Below are 17,995 nucleotides of genomic sequence, written 5' to 3'. Positions count from 1 at the left end.
CATAAATTATATAAAAAAACACGCCACTACTAAGTAGTGACGTGTTTTTGTCATTCTACAAAATTATCTAATGTAAATGATTAGTCGTGATTTTTTTTGCGGTTTGTAAACAAACCAGGTCCAAGTGTTTCAATGATGATGAACAGCATTGGAATGATAAAGATACCAAACAATGTTGCTGTTGTCATCCCTGCTACTACAGTAATACCCATGGATGTACGAGCACCAGAACCAGCACCAGTAGATACTGCCAATGGCAATACACCAAGGATGAACGCAAAGGATGTCATCAAGATTGGACGCAAACGAATTTTTGCAGCTTCAATAGCAGCATCAACAACGTTCATGCCACGTTCGTCAACACGAATCTTAGCATACTCAATGATCAAAATCGCATTTTTTGCGGCCAAACCAACAAGAGTTAAGAGACCGATCTGCATGTAAATATCATTAGCTAAGGAATATCTACCTGTAAAGTTCAACAAGAATGGAACTAAAGAAGCACCAATCATACCAGATGGTACAGAGAACAATACGGCAAATGGAACCTTCCAAGATTCATACAAGGCAGCTAAGATTAAGAATACAAATACTAGACCTAAACCAAGAATCATGATGGTTTGAGAACCAGCTTTCAACTCTTCACGAGATTGACCTGCCCAGTCATATGTATAACCGGCTGGTAAAGTTTTAGCTGCCGCCTCTTTCAATGCATTAATCGCGTCACCAGAGGAGTAACCATTCGCTTGAGAACCACCGATTTGTACAGCCATCGCATTATCGAAACGAGTGATACTAGATGGTGTACCTGTTTGTTCCTTCGTAATATAGTTAGATACTGGAACCATAAGGCCCTTGCTATTACGAACAGCCAACATATTAAGCTGTTCTGCATTTTGACGATAAGCGTCTTCAGCTTGAACTACTACTTTATAGTTTTTACCATATGTAGTGAAGTCATTGACTTGAATACTACCATAGAAACCTTGCAATGTAGTAAAGATATCAGCTAATGCCACACCATCTTGAGCCGCTTTTTCACGATTCACATCAAATTGTAAGGATGGTGTAGATGTTTCAAATGTAGTGTAAATAGATTGAATTGCTGGACTCTTACGAGCTTCTGCTAAGAATTCATTAGCACGTTCCGCCATAACTTGTGGGCTGTCACCAGCTTTGTTAATGAGGTACATGCTAAAGCCACCAGTAGTACCAAGACCAGGAATAGATGGTGGGTTAATTGCAATAACTGTAGCTTCAGGAACACGTTGTGCAGCAAAACCAAATGTTTGACCAATCATAGCGTTAATGGATGTAGCTTGTGTTGTACGATACTTCCAGTCAGACATAGTAGCAAAGATTACACCAGCACTAGATTTTTGACCGTTCCCTAAGAGGTCAAAGCCTGCTACAGTAAACACAGATTGGAATAATTGTTCATCCTTAGGCTTTTCAGGATCATTTTTACCTTCCAAGAAAGATGCGATTTTTTCAAGTGTAGCCATAGTACGTTCTGATGTAGCACCTGGCGGCTCATTAACAGCAATCATGTAATAACCGCTATCCTCTGCAGGTACAAAGGATGTTGGTAAGAAATGGAATACTAAACCAGTACCACCAGCAAAGATTAACAATGCAATAACAGTTAAGCTCAAACGATGGCTTAAACGAGCCAATTGAATACCATACCAATTGCTGAAACGTTCTAGAGCTGCATTGAATTTATTTAACTGACGATGCACCCAATCTTCACGCTCTTTAGGCGTATGAGGTTTCAACATCGTAGCACATAACGCTGGTGTTAACACAAGAGCTACAATTGCAGAGATAACAACAGACACAGCGATTGTTAGGGCAAATTGTTTGTATAAGATACCTGTCATACCGCCCATAAAGGCAACTGGTACGAATACTGCGACTAATACGAAAGCAATACCAATTACAGGACCTTGTACATTTTCCATCGCTTTAATAGCCGCCTCTTTCGGAGGTAAGCCATTATATTTTAATTCATACTCTACCGCTTCTACTACTACGATAGCATCATCAACAACGAGGCCGATTGCCAATACCATGGCGAATAATGTTAACGTATTGATGGAAAAACCAAGCAATACGAAAGCACCAAATGTACCTAGCAAGGATACTGGAACAGCAATCATAGGAATAATCGTAGATCTCCAGGATTGTAGGAACACATATACTACGATAAGAACGAGTAACAATGCTTCTACAAAGGTATGCTCTACCTCATTAATGGAAGCACTTACGAATTTAGTATTATCTACAACTACGTTATATTGCATATCTGGTGGGAAAGATTTAGATTGTTCATCTAGTACCTTCTTAACATTCGCAATAGTTTCTAATGCATTCGCATCATTTTGTAAAGAAATAGCAAAACCTGCAACCTCTTTATGAGCGGACTTAGCAATAAAGTCATATCCTTTAGCGCCAATTTGAATGCGAGCAACATCTTTTAGATGCAATACCTTACCATTAGAACTTTTAATAGCAATATTGCCAAATTGTTCAGGCGTCACAAGACGACCTTCAATTTTGATAGGATATTGGAATGCTTGCTCCCCATTAGTAGGATTTTGACCAACTGTACCTGCCGCAGCCTGTAAGTTTTGCCCCTTAATAGCTGCCGTTACTTCAGAAATGGTAACACCAAGATTTTGCATCTTCGCTGGATCTAACCAAATGCGCATAGCATAGTCAGAGCCGAACTCTTGTACAGAACCGACACCCTTAATAGCTTTGATGGCATCCATCATATAGTTAGTACCATAGTTTTTTAAGAATGTGGAGTCATATGTACCGTTTGGGGAGTTCAAAGAGAAAATCAAGGCCATATCACCAGAGGATTTAGTAGTTGTAACACCAACTGCTTGTACCTCTGCAGGCAACTGTGCAAGTGCTGCTTGAACACGGTTTTGAGTATTAACCGTATCCATATCGGCATCTGTACCTTGATTGAACTGAACAGTCAAAGAGTAGCTACCGTTACTAGAGCTACTAGATGTCATATAGTCCATATCTTGTACGCCTACAATTTGTGTTTCAATAACACTAGCCACGGTATCATTTACAACTTGAGCCGTTGCACCAGTATAGGCAGTATTTACACGAACTGTAGGTGGAGAAATTTGAGGATATCGAGCTACCGGGAGGTTCATCATAGAAATGAGACCTACCAAAGTAATAACAATGGCTATTACGATGGCAAAGATAGGTCGATTAATAAAGAATTTCGACACGATCTAGCCCCCTTCTATTTTGTAGCTTTTAATTGTTCTTTGGAAAGCAATTTAGCATTAACTTTCGCACCGTTTTTAACCTTAGTCAAACCATCAACGATGATTGTGTCTCCAGGTGCTAAACCAGCTTTGATAATTGTATCGCTACCACTTGTACCGCCAACTTCAACACTTTTTTGTTCTACTACACCATCAGCATTTACAACAAAGATAAAGTTTTTATCCATAATTTGAAGAATAGCGCGACTAGGAACAAGAATAGCATTTTTAAGTTTTTGACCAGGAGAAATTACTGTAGCAAACATATTTGGCAACAACAAATGATCAGGATTTGGGAAAGATGCTTTCAACACAAGCTTACCTGTTGATTGATCAAGACTTTTTGCGGCTTGAACAATAGAACCAGGTTGATTATACGTTTCGCCATCAGCAAGTTTTAATTGAATATTTGGACCATTGGAATCATCGCCAGTTGGATTTTTCATGAAGTCAAGATATTCTTGCTCTGTCATACTAAATTCAACAAAGATAGGATCGATAGAATCAATAGTTACTAATGTTGTAGAACCTGCTTGTACAAATGTACCCATATCGATATCATCCATACGTAATGTACCAGAATATGGTGCATATACCATTGTATCGCCATAGTTATCTTGAGCAATTTTTACGGATGCTTGGTATGCTTCATAAGCTGCCTTAGCTTGTTCTACAGTACTGCGTTGTGTATCTACACGTTGTTGCGCAATAGCATCTTGTTGAGCTAATGTTTCATAACGATTAAGGTCTACTTCAGCATTTTTATAAGTCGCATTAGCTTGAGCAGCTTGCGCTTCTGCATTAGCAAGAGTAGCTTCGTATTGACGAGAATCGATACGATATAATGGCTGGCCAGCTACAACTTGCTCCCCGCCTTTAACAAATTTTTCAACTACGTAACCACTTACACGAGCATGTACAGCTACAGAGTTTTCTGCAACTACTGTACCAGCATAGGTTTGGTTTACCTGTGCATCACTTGCAGTAATTTTGTATGCATTGACACTCACATCGCCTGCTTGCTGTTGATTACTGCCACAACCAGCAACCATTACAGCGGATACAACGAGAGCCGCTAACATACGGGAATAACGGAACTTCATTATCTGTACTCCTTTACACGAAACTATTCATCTATGTGTCATAATTACATAAATATCTTTATATATTTTACAGGATTCTATAGACAAAGTCAATTTTTTCGATACCCTTCCACCTTTATAAAACATAGATAAAATCTATATAAATTCATATTCATTGTGCACAATCAAAACGATAAAAATTATTGACATTTTAGATTCTTTGTGTACACATTTTCTAATTAAATATCTGTGCTCCGTGGGGAAATAAAGGGGAAATAAAGGGGAAATTTCAAGCGAATAAATACGTATTTAAGCGAACATATAGGAACACTAAAAAAAGCTAGAAGATTAGGTAACTACTGCGTTTGTACAGTAATCACGCCTCTTCTAGCTTTAGCTTTAATATTGGTGGAGATGAGGGGAGTCGAACCCCTGTCCAAAAGTGTTGCCATATAGACTTCTCCGAGCACAGTCTATGATTAAGATCTCAGGTTGCTACCGCTCACAGACAAGCTACACAACCCCAGTTCATATTGTCTCGCCTAATTCATATGAACAACTGAATTAAGCCAGCCTACGGTTTGACGTCCATTCACACTTGGTAGGCACAAGTATGAGGGACGTAGCTTATGCAGCTAATGCAAAATTTTCTTCTGCGTTTAAATGTTTTCCCACCGTTTAACGGCCTCATGGAACGCCGACTCGCTATCTATACCACACGCACCCCTGTCGAAACCTTTACATCCCCGTGCGTCGGTCTCATAATTATAAGCCTATTTAGTATTACTGTCAATTATATGAAACCTTCACCAATTCAGTATATTCACGACTCTTAGCCTTTTCAACATATCTAAATTTGACAACTTTACCAATCCAAGGATTCTTTTATCCCTGTCTTTAGTGGATATATTATCTATTATCATGATTATAACTGTTTCATAGCATTATACAGTGATTGGCACACATAATCTATTTGTTCTTTATTATACGCAGCAGTCACCGTTAGTCTAATTCTACTTTCACCAATAGGTACTGTAGGTGGTCGAATAGCAGTTCCAATGATTCCAGCCTCATACAAATAGTTCGAAACGGCTAATGTATCCTCGTTATGTCCAATAAGGATTGGGAAAATTGGTGTTTCATTGGTAGCATCAATTCCTATAGAAATCAATCGGTCTGCCATATAATTTACATTTTTATGTAAACGCCGTAAAACGGATATATCTGATTCAAGAATATGTAGTGCAGCTAAGGCAGCCCCTATATCAGCAGGAGATAATGCGGTAGAGAATATAAAACTACGGCTCGTATTAACGAGATAATCTATGATAGTGCTATTTGCAGCTACATAGCCACCAACAGAGCCCAAAGATTTACTCAATGTACCAAGTTGTATGTCTACTTCTTTTTCAAGTCCAAAATAGGCCGCTGTACCATGACCATTACCAATAGTTCCAGTTGCATGAGCATCATCTACCATGAGTAATGCATTATAGTCACGACTTAATTCATATAGTTTATCTAGTGGTGCAATATCCCCATCCATGCTAAATACACCATCTGTAACTATAAGCTTACGTACATTTCGATCTGCTTGTTTTAATAAGTACTTTAATTCATCTACATCACAATGGCTGTAAGCCTTTACGGCCCCTCTACTCAATCTGCAACCATCTATAATACTCGCATGATTTAGAGCATCGCTAAAAATAATAGTATTCTTATCAGCTACGGCAGAAATAGTTCCTACATTGGCCATATAACCAGTATTAAATACAAGGGCTTTTTCAGTATTCTTAAATTTAGCTAATGACCTTTCGAGCTCTATAAATAATGGAAATGTACCAGATACAAGGCGCGATCCACCAGATCCTGTTCCATATTGTTGAGTCCCTTTCAGGGCCCCTTCTATTACACGAGAATCAAAAGTTAAGCCCAAATAGTTATTTGAAGCCATCATCAAATATTCTTTATCATCTCGTTTTACTCGCACTGCATCAATAGGGCAGTATTCTTTTAAGGTTCGTAGATTATGATTCTGTACCTTAGTATCTAATTGTTCTTTAAAAAATTCGTACATTTTATCTCCGTTGAACAAGTACTGGAGCACTCTCCAGATACGTAATTACACTTTCACTATCTATATCAGATTGAATAAAGAAAACGCGTCCCCCTATATTAGACCCTAATTCTTTCATATTGGGAAGTCGATGGTATACGCCATTACAAGCAACATAGCCTACTGTATAATCTGGATCATCAGACCAGCATAATTCACCAACAATACCATCTGCGGATTGAACCTTAGAGGCCAATACTAAAGCCTCTCTCATATGTTCATTATCGCCTAATGCATGAGAGTCAAAGGAGTCCATGTGACTCACACGCACCCCACGATTGCCTGTATCTAAACGCTCACCAGTAATAGCATCTACTAACATAGCGCCACGCATGGATCTATCTAAACTTTTTAACATAGAAATAGCTTTGTGAACAGCCGTCTTACTAATAGCAGGACCATCTAATAGTTCAGTCGCCAATTGATGAGATTCATAAATACTACCAGTTTTATGTTCCTCTACCTTTAGACAGTCTATATATGTAATCTTCTCTGGTGGGATTAAATCTACAGTAATATTTATAAAATCAGCTGTTCCTTTACTGTGATGCAGTGCACGTTCAGCTAAGGATTGTGCTATAGCGCCAACATCATCTAATTTTACAATACGTTCTGCCCCAGAAATATGGTGGCCCCCTTTTTCATGGGGACCACCTTGTGCTGCACGCATACGTACACTATATAATTCACTCATTATGATACCTTGCCTTTTATTACATGATTTTGATGTGCTTGACTGTGGATTTTACGGAATACTTTTACAAATACAGGAGCCATAATAACCGTAAAAATCATGCCAGGCACTGCCAAGGCAACCATAGGTAATGCGGCCTTACCAATATAAATAGACAATGTTAGCCGTGCTAAGGCGGATGCAATTGGGCCTGAAATCATAATACCGATCATATGATTATGGCACATCCAAAGGATTAACCCTACAATGAGGCGGAATTGCATAGCAATCATGACATTTAATATAGTTTGGGTACCTAGCGCTAAGCCGATTAAACTAGATAGACAACCACTAATAATATATTTCTTAAATCCGAATACGGCACATATAGCTACCGCTAACGGGGCTGATAGTTGAAATTCTATACCTGGAATGACATTAGGTATTTTAATAGCACCTAACACAGTAATCATAGCCGTTAAAATAGCAATCTCTGTAATGTACCGAATGTTCTGATTCATGATGGATCTCCTCTACTTAGAAAATGTCAACCACAAACACTTCTCTTGTTTACATTATAATTTCAATATACACATTTATCAACTAAAAATACAAAATAAGTTGACAAATATCACAAAAAAATCGAGCCATTATGACTCGATCTTTTTATTTTAATATTTTTGTTGCTCTTTGAGACGCTTTGCAATATCTCGCTTAGCATCGCGTTCTGCCATATCTTGCCGCTTATCGTATAACTTTTTACCAGTTACAAGACCTACAGTTACCTTTACATAACCATGGCTAAAATGGAAATTGAGCGGCACTAAAGAGAATCCTTTCTCCTTAACCTGTGCATGTAATTTATTGATTTCAGATTTATGCATCAACAATTTACGGGTCCGTTCAGGTTCATGATTAAAGCGATTTCCCTGTTCGTATGGGCTGATATGAACCCCATACAACAAGAGTTCACCTTTATCAATGCGACAAAAGCTATCCTTTAAGTTCAGTTTACCTTGACGTATCGATTTAATTTCAGTACCTGTCAAAGCAATGCCTGCTTCATAGGTTTCATGAATATTAAAATCATGACGGGCCTTACGATTATCAGCAATAAGAGATGGACTAGATTGTTTTGCCATATATACCTCTATCGTTTACGTTTACTTTTAGATTTCTTAGATTGATTGCGCTTAGTCGTTTTATTAGACTTCTTACGACTTGATTTACCTTTGTTAGATTTTTTACTGAAAGTATCATATCTAGAATGGCCAGATTTACTGCTATCACGTCGGGAAGATTTTTTACTAGATTTGCCCGAAGATTTACGACCTTTGCCCGAAGATTTACGACCTTTGCCACCATCAAAACCATCGCGACTACTTGCATAGTCAGAACCACTTCGCAATTGTTCTTGAATAGCCATTAGATTATTAACTTCACCTAGTACAAAGTCGATCTGTTTCTTTTCTACATCGGCTTTTACTAATGTAACAGTTACCTTTTCGCCTAAGTGATAGGTTTTACCTGTTCTCTTACCTACAAGCACAAAATGTTCTTCATCAAAGAAATAGTAATCATCATTCATCATGCTCATATGCACAAGGCCATCGATACCATTTTCTAATTCTACAAACATCCCAAAGGACGTAATGCTAGAAATAGTTCCTTCAAAGACTTCTCCTACAAATGGAACCATATATTGTGTCTTTTTAAGATCTACTGTATCTCGTTCAGCCTCTGTAGCAACTTGTTCTTGCATAGAAGAATGTTCAACAGCTCCTGCTAAGAATGATTCGTCCACATCGCGTTTAGAATAGCCATTTTTCCAATGCATATCAGCTTTTAGAAGGCGATGAACCATTAAGTCTGGATATCGTCTAATAGGAGATGTGAAATGGGTGTAACATGTAGATGCCAACCCAAAATGCCCTACATTGTTGATGCTATATTTAGCCTGTTGCATAGAACGCAAGGTCATAATTTGAGCTACTTGCTCAATATCTTTCCCTTTTACTACATCTAAGATTTTTTGGAAATCTCTTGGTGTTACACCATCAGCACTAAGTACTAAGTTTTGACCTAAATAATTAAGCACCTTTTGGAATAAATCTAGTTTTTCTTCACTAGGATTCTCATGAATACGATATACCGATGTACGGTGTGTATGCTCTAAATGTGTAGCCACTGTTTCATTGGCAATGAGCATACATTCTTCGATAAGTCGTTCAGCCATGGTACGATCTCGTTTTACGATGCGCAACGGTGTCCCATCATGATCAAGTAATACCTTGTACTCAGGAAAATCAAAGTCCAATGCACCTCTACGACGACGCATTCGATTCAAAATCTTAGAGATTTCTGCCAAATCATGCAGCATAGGCATAAAGTCTTGTAAGTCATGAGGAATAATATTTTCCTCTAATGCTTTATAGACCTCTTTATAGCTACAACGACGTCCTACATGGATAATAGATGGACGAATACGATAATTTACAACCTTACCATCTTTATCTATTTCCATCATACACGTCATAGCATAACGGTCTTCATGAGCATTTAAACTACAAATGCCATTGGATAAAACCTCTGGTAACATCGGTACTACTCTATCAACTAAATATACAGATGTACCACGTTTGTAAGCCTCATTATCAATAGGTTGCCCAGATGTTACATAATGACTAACATCTGCAATATGTACGCCTAATTCATAATTACCATTTGGCAATTTACGACCACTCACAGCATCGTCTAAATCCTTTGCGTCTTCCCCATCGATCGTAACCATTTGTACATCACGAAGGTCCCAACGATCAGGATCCTCATGAATCACAGTATCAATTTTTTTGCTAGCTTTAATGACATCGTCGGGGAAATTAAATGGAATCTTATGATTCGCCATGATGCAGTTAATATCGAGCCCCACATCACCTTTATAGCCAAGAATTTCAGTAATAATACCTTCTGGCTTTTTATCACCTTCCGGCCATTTTGTAATTTTGACTAGTACCTTTGCGCCACTACGTGCATCTAATGTATTTTTTAAATCTACAAAGATATCGGTCCCTATACGCTCATCATCAGGGATAACAAAGCCAAAGTGTTGTTGTCGATCATAGGTACCTACTACAGTTTCATTAGCTCGTTCAATAACATCTACGATAATGCCTTCTCGTTTATGCTTTGTATAGTTAGAAGGTACAACGCGAACTCGAACCTTATCATTGTGCATAGCAGTCCCTTTATTTTGTTCTGCTACATATATATCTTCATCTTCAGGCATAATCACAAAGCCATACGACTTACGATAGCCCTTATAAATACCTTCATATTCTTCATGTTGTTGTTCCGCATATTGATATACATCAGGTCGAGAAGATGTTAGCACTCCTTCTCGAGAAAGCATTTTTGCTGAACGAATAAACATCTCAAGATCCTTACCACCTCGGATGTGATTATCCATAGCAGCATCTTCAATATGATATGCATGTGGTTGTATAGATTTATAAAAGTCTAATACTTTCTTCTTCAAATCTTCACCTCCTTATTCTGAAAAAAGAAAAAGCCTGCAAAGCAGGCTTTCATCATTAGAATTGATTAATCATTGCCCCTAACACTAAGCTCAACACAGCAAAGATAATCCCCAATATAATCGTACATTTAGATAAGAAAGCGTCTAAACCGCGTTGCTTACCACCAAAAGAAGAGTCCGCCGCACCAGATACAGCACCGCCCATGCCTGCGTTTTTGCTATTCTGTGCAACAACTACTACGATTAATAAAATAGATACGATTACTTCTACAATCATTAAAAAATTTGTCACGACTGTCATCCTTCCTGTGTGGCTCTTGGAGAGTCCAAAATCCGATGTTCTAAATACTTCTCTAATTTACGTTTAACCCTTTGTAACGCATTGTCTATAGATTTGACACTGCGATCAGTGACCTCAGCCATTTCTTGATAAGAACGTCCGTCTAGATATCCTTCCAAGACCTCCCACTCGAGTTCACTTAAAATATGACCAATATTGCGCTCAATATCATCCAATTCCTCTTGGCTGATAATAAGGTCCTCAGGATTGGTAACCTTTGCTGAAGATAGCATCTCGATCAATGTACGCTCTGATTCCTCTGTATAAACTGGCTTATTTAAAGATACATAGGAATTTAAAGGTGCATGTTTTTGTCTAGTAGCCGACTTAATAGCCGTAATAATCTGTCTAGTTATACAAAGCTCCGCAAAAGCTCTAAAGGACGCTAATTTATCATGTTTAAAATCCCGCGTAGCCTTATAAAGACCAATCATCCCTTCTTGAATGATATCTTCACGATCTGCGCCTACTAAAAAGTAAGAACGCGCCTTTGCACGAACAAAGTTTTTATATTTATTAACAATATAATCGATTGCAAACTCATTTTGCTCTTCTTGAGCTATGACCACAACTTGCTCATCGGTCATTTCTTTGAAATTGTAATCGGGCTTGCGTGTATGAATTGTGTTCATATGCTCCTCCTTACAATTGAGCAGAAAAACCAATATATTCATTATACTGGAACTATATGTGATTTTCAACTATCAATGGCCACGCCGTAATTTCTCTAGCTTTTCAGCTACTTCAGGAGATAATAACCCTCCTACTTCATTACGTCGCAAGCTAAATTGATCTCGTCTATGTTCATGAGCGTATTGTAGTCGTTCCTCTTCCTTAGCTATGCGAATCATATTTTGTAATTCTCGAGCTGGAATGCGCAAGCCTCCAGATCCAAGAATTTGATTTTGTTCAGCTCCATCAGAGGTTACAACATATACATTAGTATATTTGCCTTTCCGCAAAAATACCTCTCGTTCAATAAAGGAATCCGCCGTCTCTCCATCCTCAGTATACACTTCGAGAAATCCGCTCGTAATAGCCTCTACAGAGCCTCCAGATTTTGTATATTTACCATCAAATACAAGGATAACTTCATATCCCTTGAATTTTCCGTAGTTTAACAGTCTATCTCGAAGCTCCATACGGGCATGTTCTAATGACTCATGGGCGAGTTTCTTTAGATGAGTCCAGGCGAATATCACATTATATCCATCTACAATTAAGATATCTTTTAGCATAATTATTTCGCTTGTCGTTGACGTACAGCCTCATACATAAGAACTGCTGCCGCCACAGATGCATTCAAAGAATTTAAATTCCCATACATAGGAATGGTAACAAGGAAGTCACAAGCCTCTTTCACAACGCGGCTAATCCCCTTTCCTTCGTTACCTATAACGATAACTGTAGGAATTGTCATATCCGCCTCGTATAAAGTGCGATCACCTTCCATATGAGCGCCCATAACCCAGAAACCTTGTTTTTGAAGTTGTTTAATAGTTTGAGCTACATTCCCAACTTGCACGAGTGGAATTTGTTCAATAGCACCTGCTGATGTTTTAGCTACGGTAGCATTAATAGGTGCATTGTGACGCTTAGGAATGAGTACAGCCGTAGCCCCTACACATTCCGCAGTACGGATGATAGCACCCATATTATGTGGATCTTCAACGCCATCCGTCAAAATAAGCAAAGGTACCTCATGATTCGTCTCTTGTAATACTTCACCGAGTTCCTTAAATTGAACAGCAGAAACAAGAGCAATAACACCTTGGTGTGGTACCTCTAAATCATATTTATTCATTTGTTTGATAGGCGTTGGACGCACTTCAATGCCTTGAGATTTAGCAAGGCCAACAATATCAGCTAGACCTGTTTTAACCTTATCTTCACTGACCATAATGCGCTGGATGGAACGACCACTTTTAAGGGCCTCTTTAACCGCATTGCGACCTACAATATAATTATCCATACTACATACCTCGTAGAGTTATTGAAAAGGCTTGCTTCATAATATCTTGTAAGCGCTCATCTTGACGCGTTTCATAAAGAAATCCAAGTACTGCTTCAAAAGCTGTACTACTACGATACTCTTGAACAGAACTACTTTTAGGCACATTTACATTACTATTTCTAGCACGTCTTGCAATAGCTTGTTCTTGTTCTGTAAAAGTATCCTCTATTTCAAGCAATACCTTCGCTTGTGACTTAGCACAAATAAACTCAGTAACAATTGTGTGCAACACTTGTACCTTGGATATATTCATTTGTACTACTCGTTCACGAACATACATGGAGTATACGGCATCGCCAATATAGGCAAGCATTACTGCATCTGCACTGAGGCACTCCTCTATAGTTCGTTTACGCAAACGAAGCGGCTCTTGTTCAAGAGCCGTCAACTTTTTTATCGCTTCATTCTTTAAGAATTGAAATTGTTTAAACTTCACGTTTTTTCCACCGTGCACCTTGAGGGGAATCCTCAATAGTAATACCGATTTCAGCCAAACGATCGCGGATGCAATCAGCTAATGCCCATTGTTTTTGTTCGCGGCACGCTTGACGTACAGACAAGATCACTTGCATTAATTCTTCGTATTCAGCAGCGTTAGCACCTGTGTTGCCTTCCCATGCTTTTTCAAGAATACCAATTACTTCTGTCATGAACTTGAAGATACGTTTTACTTCAGTGATTGCTTCTTGGCAAACAACACCTTCACGACCTGTTACAGTTTGATAGTAAATGTTGATCTCTTTAGCAAGACCGAACATGCTAGATGTAGCTAACGCAGTATTGAAGTCATCGCTCATAGCTGCTTCAAATTCTTCTTCATATTCTTTAGCTTTTTCTAATAAGTGTTGCGCTTCATCACATGGACCTGCTTCACATTTTTCAAGATACAATAGATTTTCAATAGCAGTGCTTAAACGTTCTAAGGATTTATTTGCTTCTTCTAAACGTTCATCAGAGAAATCTAATGGACTACGATAATGTGTGCTCAACAAGAAGTAGCGCAATGCGTCTGGGCTATATTGTTCCAAAATATCTTTTACCAAGAAGAAGTTATTCAAGGATTTAGACATTTTTTCAGAATTAATGGTAATGAAACCATTGTGTAACCAATAGCGTACAGATGGATGTTGACCAGAACAACCTTCAGATTGGGCAATTTCGTTTTCATGATGAGGGAAGATCAAATCACTACCACCACCATGGAAGTCAAATTCTGTACCTAAATATTTTTGGCTCATAGCAGAACATTCAATATGCCAGCCTGGACGACCATTTCCCCAAGGGCTTTCCCAATATGGTTCACCTGGTTTTGCTGCTTTCCATAATGCAAAATCCATAGGGTTTTTCTTACGGCCATCAACTTCGATACGAGCACCTGCTTCCATATCATCTAATGTACGGCCAGATAACTCACCATAATGTTCAAATTTATCAACGCTATAATATACATCGCCATCGAGTTCATAAGCATAGCCTTTTTCAATCAATGTAGAAATCATAGCAATAATGTCTTCGATATGTGTAGAAACACGAGGATAAATATCAGCACGTTGTACACCAAGTGCATCCATTACTTCAAAATAGCTATCGATATAACGGTTTGCAATAGTATCCCAAGATACACCTTCACCATTAGATGTATTGATAATCTTATCATCTACATCAGTAAAGTTTTGTACATATGTTACTTTATAGCCTACATGTTTCATGTAGCGACGAATTACGTCCCATGTTACGAATGGACGTGCATTGCCAATATGAGGATGATTATATGGTGTAACACCACATACGTACATCTTTGCCTCACCTGGTGTTACAGGATTAAACACCTCTTTTTGGCGCGTCATAGTATTATAAACTGTAATTTCTCTCATCGTTACCGATGCCTCCATGTTCGTAAAATAAAAAAGACCCCTCATCTCATACAGAGACGATGGTCCGCGGTTCCACTCTGTTAGGCACCAATATAGTACCCACTCATCGCATAACGGCGCGTCACCGGACAAACCTACCTATAATCGGAGTGTCAGCTCGTGAATGCATTTCGTCTACCTATCCTTGAACCCTCCCACCATCGGTTCTCGCTAAAAAGTTAGTTGTAGAGTACTTCTTTCAGTCTTAGCTATTAGTAATCATCTATATTCAGATATGTAAATATTGTATCAATTATCCTATAGAATGTCAATGAGAACAAGAAAATCCTCATCTCTCAATATATCCAATTAGCCTATTAAACATGCATATTCTGGATATAGAATTTAAAAGATGAGGAATTCTATAATGAAAATATTTTACTACGCTTATCACTAATGCCAATATCATTTATAAAAGTATACTTACAAATAATAATTGAAACATTAGTTATTAACTATTAAGCGTTTTCTAATTTTTCTTGATCATCATGTTTACGGCAAATACCTGCAAAGATAGAGCCTGTAAAGTTATGGATGATAGAGAACACTGCACCTGCTACTGCTGCTTGAGGTGTAAAGTGTTTAAGTGCTAAAGATACGGATAATGCAGAGTTTTGCATTGCCACTTCAATTTGCATAGCACGACGGGAAGAAATATCGATGCTAAGGGCCTTACAAATGAAGTACGTTACTACGTAACCACTCACATTTTGTACCAAGCAAGCTACGAAAATGATGAAACCAGTTTCAGCAATTTGTTTTTGGTTTACTGCAGTTACAGCAGCCAAGATTAACAATACTGCAATAGCCGCAATTGTAGGACATACAGATTTAACAGGTTCAATCTTAGAACCGATGAAATAATTCAATACGATACCTAAGATAATTGGTACCAATACGATTTTTACGATAGAAATAAACATCGGCATGAATTGAATTTCAATGGAAGATGTAGCACCTGCATAGAGTACAACGAATAAAGGTGTCAAAATCGGAGCCAATAATGTAGATACAGTCGTTGCAGATACAGATAAAGGAACATTACCATTAGCAAGGAATGTCATAACATTAGAAGCTGTACCACCAGGGCAAGCACCTAATAAGATGAAGCCGATACCAATTTCTGGCGGGAAATTAAAGATAAGGGCCACTAAGAAACCTGCCAATGGCATCCATAAGAATTGGATAACAGATACAAGAATAACCTTCATTGGTTGCTTAAATACATCAAGGAATACTTGCGCTGTTAATGTTAACCCCATGGCAAACATAACAAATTGAAGCATGTACGCAATGTACGGCGTCATCCAAGAAAATACAGTTGGTAATAAATACGCTAGCACTGCCATCAATAGCACGATCCATGAAAGGTAGCTATTGAACAAGTGGTTAAGAGAACGAATAATACTCATAAAAGCACTCACTTTCATAATAAATAAAAATAAAAGACGCCGATTATTATAGCATTTCTATTGAATAATCTCAATATACATAAAAAAGCTCTCATAACCTCAGCTATGAGAGCTTTTAAATTAGCTTCTATTACTATTTTGTTAAAGCGCTAACATTGTCTAAGCGATGTAAGCATTTTTCTTTACCAAGTAATGTAACGATATTATTCAAATCTGGACCATGCATTTGACCTGTTAAAGCCACACGGATTGGCATGAATACGAATTTCCCCTTCAAAGCAGTTTCTTTCATAACAGCTTTAATCGTTGCTTTTACAACGTCAGGTGTAATTTCATCAAGTTCTGCCAATGCATTACGGAATGCACCTAGAACTGTTGGCGCTGTTTCTTCATTCAATACAGCACGCAATTCCTCTTCATGACCTTCTTCAAGGAATACTGTTTCGCCCATGAACATGCCTACATGATCCTTAATTTGCGCACCATAGCTAATATGATCGCGGAATGTGGAGCATAACAATGTCAACCAATCAATATCCGCTTGATTTAAGCTATCTGGAGCCAAACCAACCTCTTTCAAATGAGGTAAGCAAAGATGGAATAACTCTTCATCGCTCAAGTTTTTCATGTAGTGGAAGTTGATATGGTTCAATTTATCAATGTCGAATACGGCAGGGTTCTTAGCTACGCGATCCATAGAGAAGGCTTGAATCAATTCATCTTGTGTAAAGAACTCCTCTTCCCCTTCTGGAGCCCAACCTAGAAGCGCTAAGAAGTTTACAAGTGCTTCTGGCAAGTAGCCTAATTGTTTGTATTGTTCAACAGAAGTAGCACCATGACGTTTGGACATTTTCTTGTAATCTTTACCAAGAATCAAGGAAATGTGGCCAAACTTAGGTACTTCCCAACCTAAAGCTTCATAAATAGCCATTTGACGTGGTGTATTAGATAAATGTTCCTCTGCACGAATAACGTGAGTAATACCCATCATATGATCGTCCATTACTACCGCAAAGTTATATACAGGAATACCATCGGATTTAACGATAACAAAGTCACCTACACCGTTGGACTCAAAAGATACATGGCCACGTACCATATCGTCGAATGCATATGTTTTATTCAAAGGAACGCGTAAGCGAATTGTTGGTTTACGACCTTCTGCAATATATTTAGCCTTAGTTTCTTCGTCTAAGTGTTGGCAATGACCATTATATTTAGGTGTTTCGCCACGCTCCATTTGTTCTTGACGAACAGCATCTAATTCTTCTGGTGTGCAGTAGCACTCATAAGCTTTGCCTTCGTCTAATAAGCGTTGTGTTACTTCTTTATATAAATCGAGACGTTCTGTTTGACGGTAAGGGCCATTGTCGCCACCTACATCAATACCTTCATCCCAGTTCATGCCAAGCCATTGTAAGGAAGCTTTGATATTTTCTTCACTTTCACGTGTGGAACGAGCCAAATCCGTATCTTCAATACGCAATACAAATGTGCCTTTTTCCTTACGTGCTAATAGCCAGTTAAACAAAGCAGAACGAGCACCACCAATATGGAATGGACCCGTAGGGCTTGGAGCAAAACGAACTTTCATGGAACTCATGA

Annotated in this window: 15 protein-coding genes, 1 other RNA gene and 1 other annotated feature; all 16 genes read right to left on the bottom strand. The window is 38.3% G+C overall.

Annotated features, from left to right (window positions below):
- Positions 1 to 80: 80 nt before the first annotated feature.
- The 16 genes from ACSV5T_RS01490 to gltX all read right to left on the bottom strand — a co-directional run bounded on the left by ACSV5T_RS01490 (position 81) and on the right by gltX (position 17,993).
- The gene (locus ACSV5T_RS01490) at positions 81 to 3,263 is read right to left on the bottom strand and encodes an efflux RND transporter permease subunit (RefSeq protein WP_438320079.1); all 3,183 of its coding nucleotides are present in this window, start codon (positions 3,261 to 3,263) and stop codon (positions 81 to 83) included.
- A 14-nt stretch (positions 3,264 to 3,277) separates the two neighbouring features.
- Positions 3,278 to 4,405, bottom strand: coding sequence for an efflux RND transporter periplasmic adaptor subunit (locus tag ACSV5T_RS01485; protein ID WP_438320078.1), 1,128 nt, complete (start codon positions 4,403 to 4,405; stop codon positions 3,278 to 3,280).
- Between the two features lie 385 nt (positions 4,406 to 4,790).
- Positions 4,791 to 5,132: a transfer-messenger RNA gene (gene ssrA / locus ACSV5T_RS01480) on the bottom strand.
- 177 nt (positions 5,133 to 5,309) lie between these two features.
- Positions 5,310 to 6,464, bottom strand: a complete 1,155-nt coding sequence (gene bioF / locus ACSV5T_RS01475; RefSeq protein ID WP_438320077.1) for an 8-amino-7-oxononanoate synthase — start codon at positions 6,462 to 6,464, stop codon at positions 5,310 to 5,312.
- 1 nt (position 6,465) lies between these two features.
- On the bottom strand, positions 6,466 to 7,197 hold the full coding sequence (locus ACSV5T_RS01470; protein ID WP_438320075.1) for a 6-carboxyhexanoate--CoA ligase: 732 nt from the start codon (positions 7,195 to 7,197) through the stop codon (positions 6,466 to 6,468).
- Positions 7,197 to 7,697 (bottom strand): hypothetical protein, encoded by a 501-nt coding sequence (locus ACSV5T_RS01465; protein ID WP_438320074.1) that lies wholly within the window; start codon positions 7,695 to 7,697, stop codon positions 7,197 to 7,199. Before ACSV5T_RS01465 ends, ACSV5T_RS01470 begins: the two co-directional genes overlap by 1 nt.
- Positions 7,698 to 7,847: 150 nt before the next feature.
- The gene (gene smpB / locus ACSV5T_RS01460; protein WP_004697155.1) at positions 7,848 to 8,318 is read right to left on the bottom strand and encodes an SsrA-binding protein SmpB; all 471 of its coding nucleotides are present in this window, start codon (positions 8,316 to 8,318) and stop codon (positions 7,848 to 7,850) included.
- A gap of 8 nt (positions 8,319 to 8,326) precedes the next feature.
- The gene (gene rnr, locus ACSV5T_RS01455) at positions 8,327 to 10,711 is read right to left on the bottom strand and encodes a ribonuclease R (RefSeq protein ID WP_438320073.1); all 2,385 of its coding nucleotides are present in this window, start codon (positions 10,709 to 10,711) and stop codon (positions 8,327 to 8,329) included.
- A 55-nt stretch (positions 10,712 to 10,766) separates the two neighbouring features.
- Complete coding sequence (gene secG / locus ACSV5T_RS01450; RefSeq protein WP_004695991.1) at positions 10,767 to 11,003, bottom strand: preprotein translocase subunit SecG; 237 nt, start codon at positions 11,001 to 11,003, stop codon at positions 10,767 to 10,769.
- Between the two features lie 5 nt (positions 11,004 to 11,008).
- On the bottom strand, positions 11,009 to 11,683 hold the full coding sequence (sigH, locus tag ACSV5T_RS01445) for an RNA polymerase sporulation sigma factor SigH (protein WP_156718950.1): 675 nt from the start codon (positions 11,681 to 11,683) through the stop codon (positions 11,009 to 11,011).
- A gap of 72 nt (positions 11,684 to 11,755) precedes the next feature.
- Complete coding sequence (locus ACSV5T_RS01440) at positions 11,756 to 12,289, bottom strand: NYN domain-containing protein (RefSeq protein WP_004697429.1); 534 nt, start codon at positions 12,287 to 12,289, stop codon at positions 11,756 to 11,758.
- A 2-nt stretch (positions 12,290 to 12,291) separates the two neighbouring features.
- Positions 12,292 to 13,023 carry a 23S rRNA (guanosine(2251)-2'-O)-methyltransferase RlmB gene (gene rlmB / locus ACSV5T_RS01435; RefSeq protein WP_119206442.1) on the bottom strand — a complete coding sequence of 244 codons (732 nt, stop codon included), beginning with the start codon at positions 13,021 to 13,023 and terminating at the stop codon, positions 12,292 to 12,294.
- A 1-nt stretch (position 13,024) separates the two neighbouring features.
- On the bottom strand, positions 13,025 to 13,501 hold the full coding sequence (locus ACSV5T_RS01430; RefSeq protein ID WP_296007162.1) for a Mini-ribonuclease 3: 477 nt from the start codon (positions 13,499 to 13,501) through the stop codon (positions 13,025 to 13,027).
- Entirely contained in the window at positions 13,491 to 14,939 is a 1,449-nt protein-coding gene (gene cysS / locus ACSV5T_RS01425) for a cysteine--tRNA ligase (RefSeq protein WP_438320070.1), read from the bottom strand. Before cysS ends, ACSV5T_RS01430 begins: the two co-directional genes overlap by 11 nt.
- Positions 14,940 to 14,988: 49 nt before the next feature.
- Positions 14,989 to 15,194, bottom strand: a binding site (T-box leader).
- 242 nt (positions 15,195 to 15,436) lie between these two features.
- Positions 15,437 to 16,390 carry a bile acid:sodium symporter family protein gene (locus tag ACSV5T_RS01420; RefSeq protein WP_257846481.1) on the bottom strand — a complete coding sequence of 318 codons (954 nt, stop codon included), beginning with the start codon at positions 16,388 to 16,390 and terminating at the stop codon, positions 15,437 to 15,439.
- 133 nt (positions 16,391 to 16,523) lie between these two features.
- Positions 16,524 to 17,993 (bottom strand): glutamate--tRNA ligase, encoded by a 1,470-nt coding sequence (gltX, locus tag ACSV5T_RS01415; protein WP_438320069.1) that lies wholly within the window; start codon positions 17,991 to 17,993, stop codon positions 16,524 to 16,526.
- Positions 17,994 to 17,995 lie beyond the last annotated feature (2 nt).

The organism is Veillonella sp. ZSJB6 (genome assembly GCF_051549505.1).
In the GTDB taxonomy this organism is placed as follows: domain Bacteria; phylum Bacillota; class Negativicutes; order Veillonellales; family Veillonellaceae; genus Veillonella.
The sequence above is the reverse complement of the archived record's forward strand: the minus strand, read 5'-3'. Positions and strand labels throughout refer to the sequence as shown.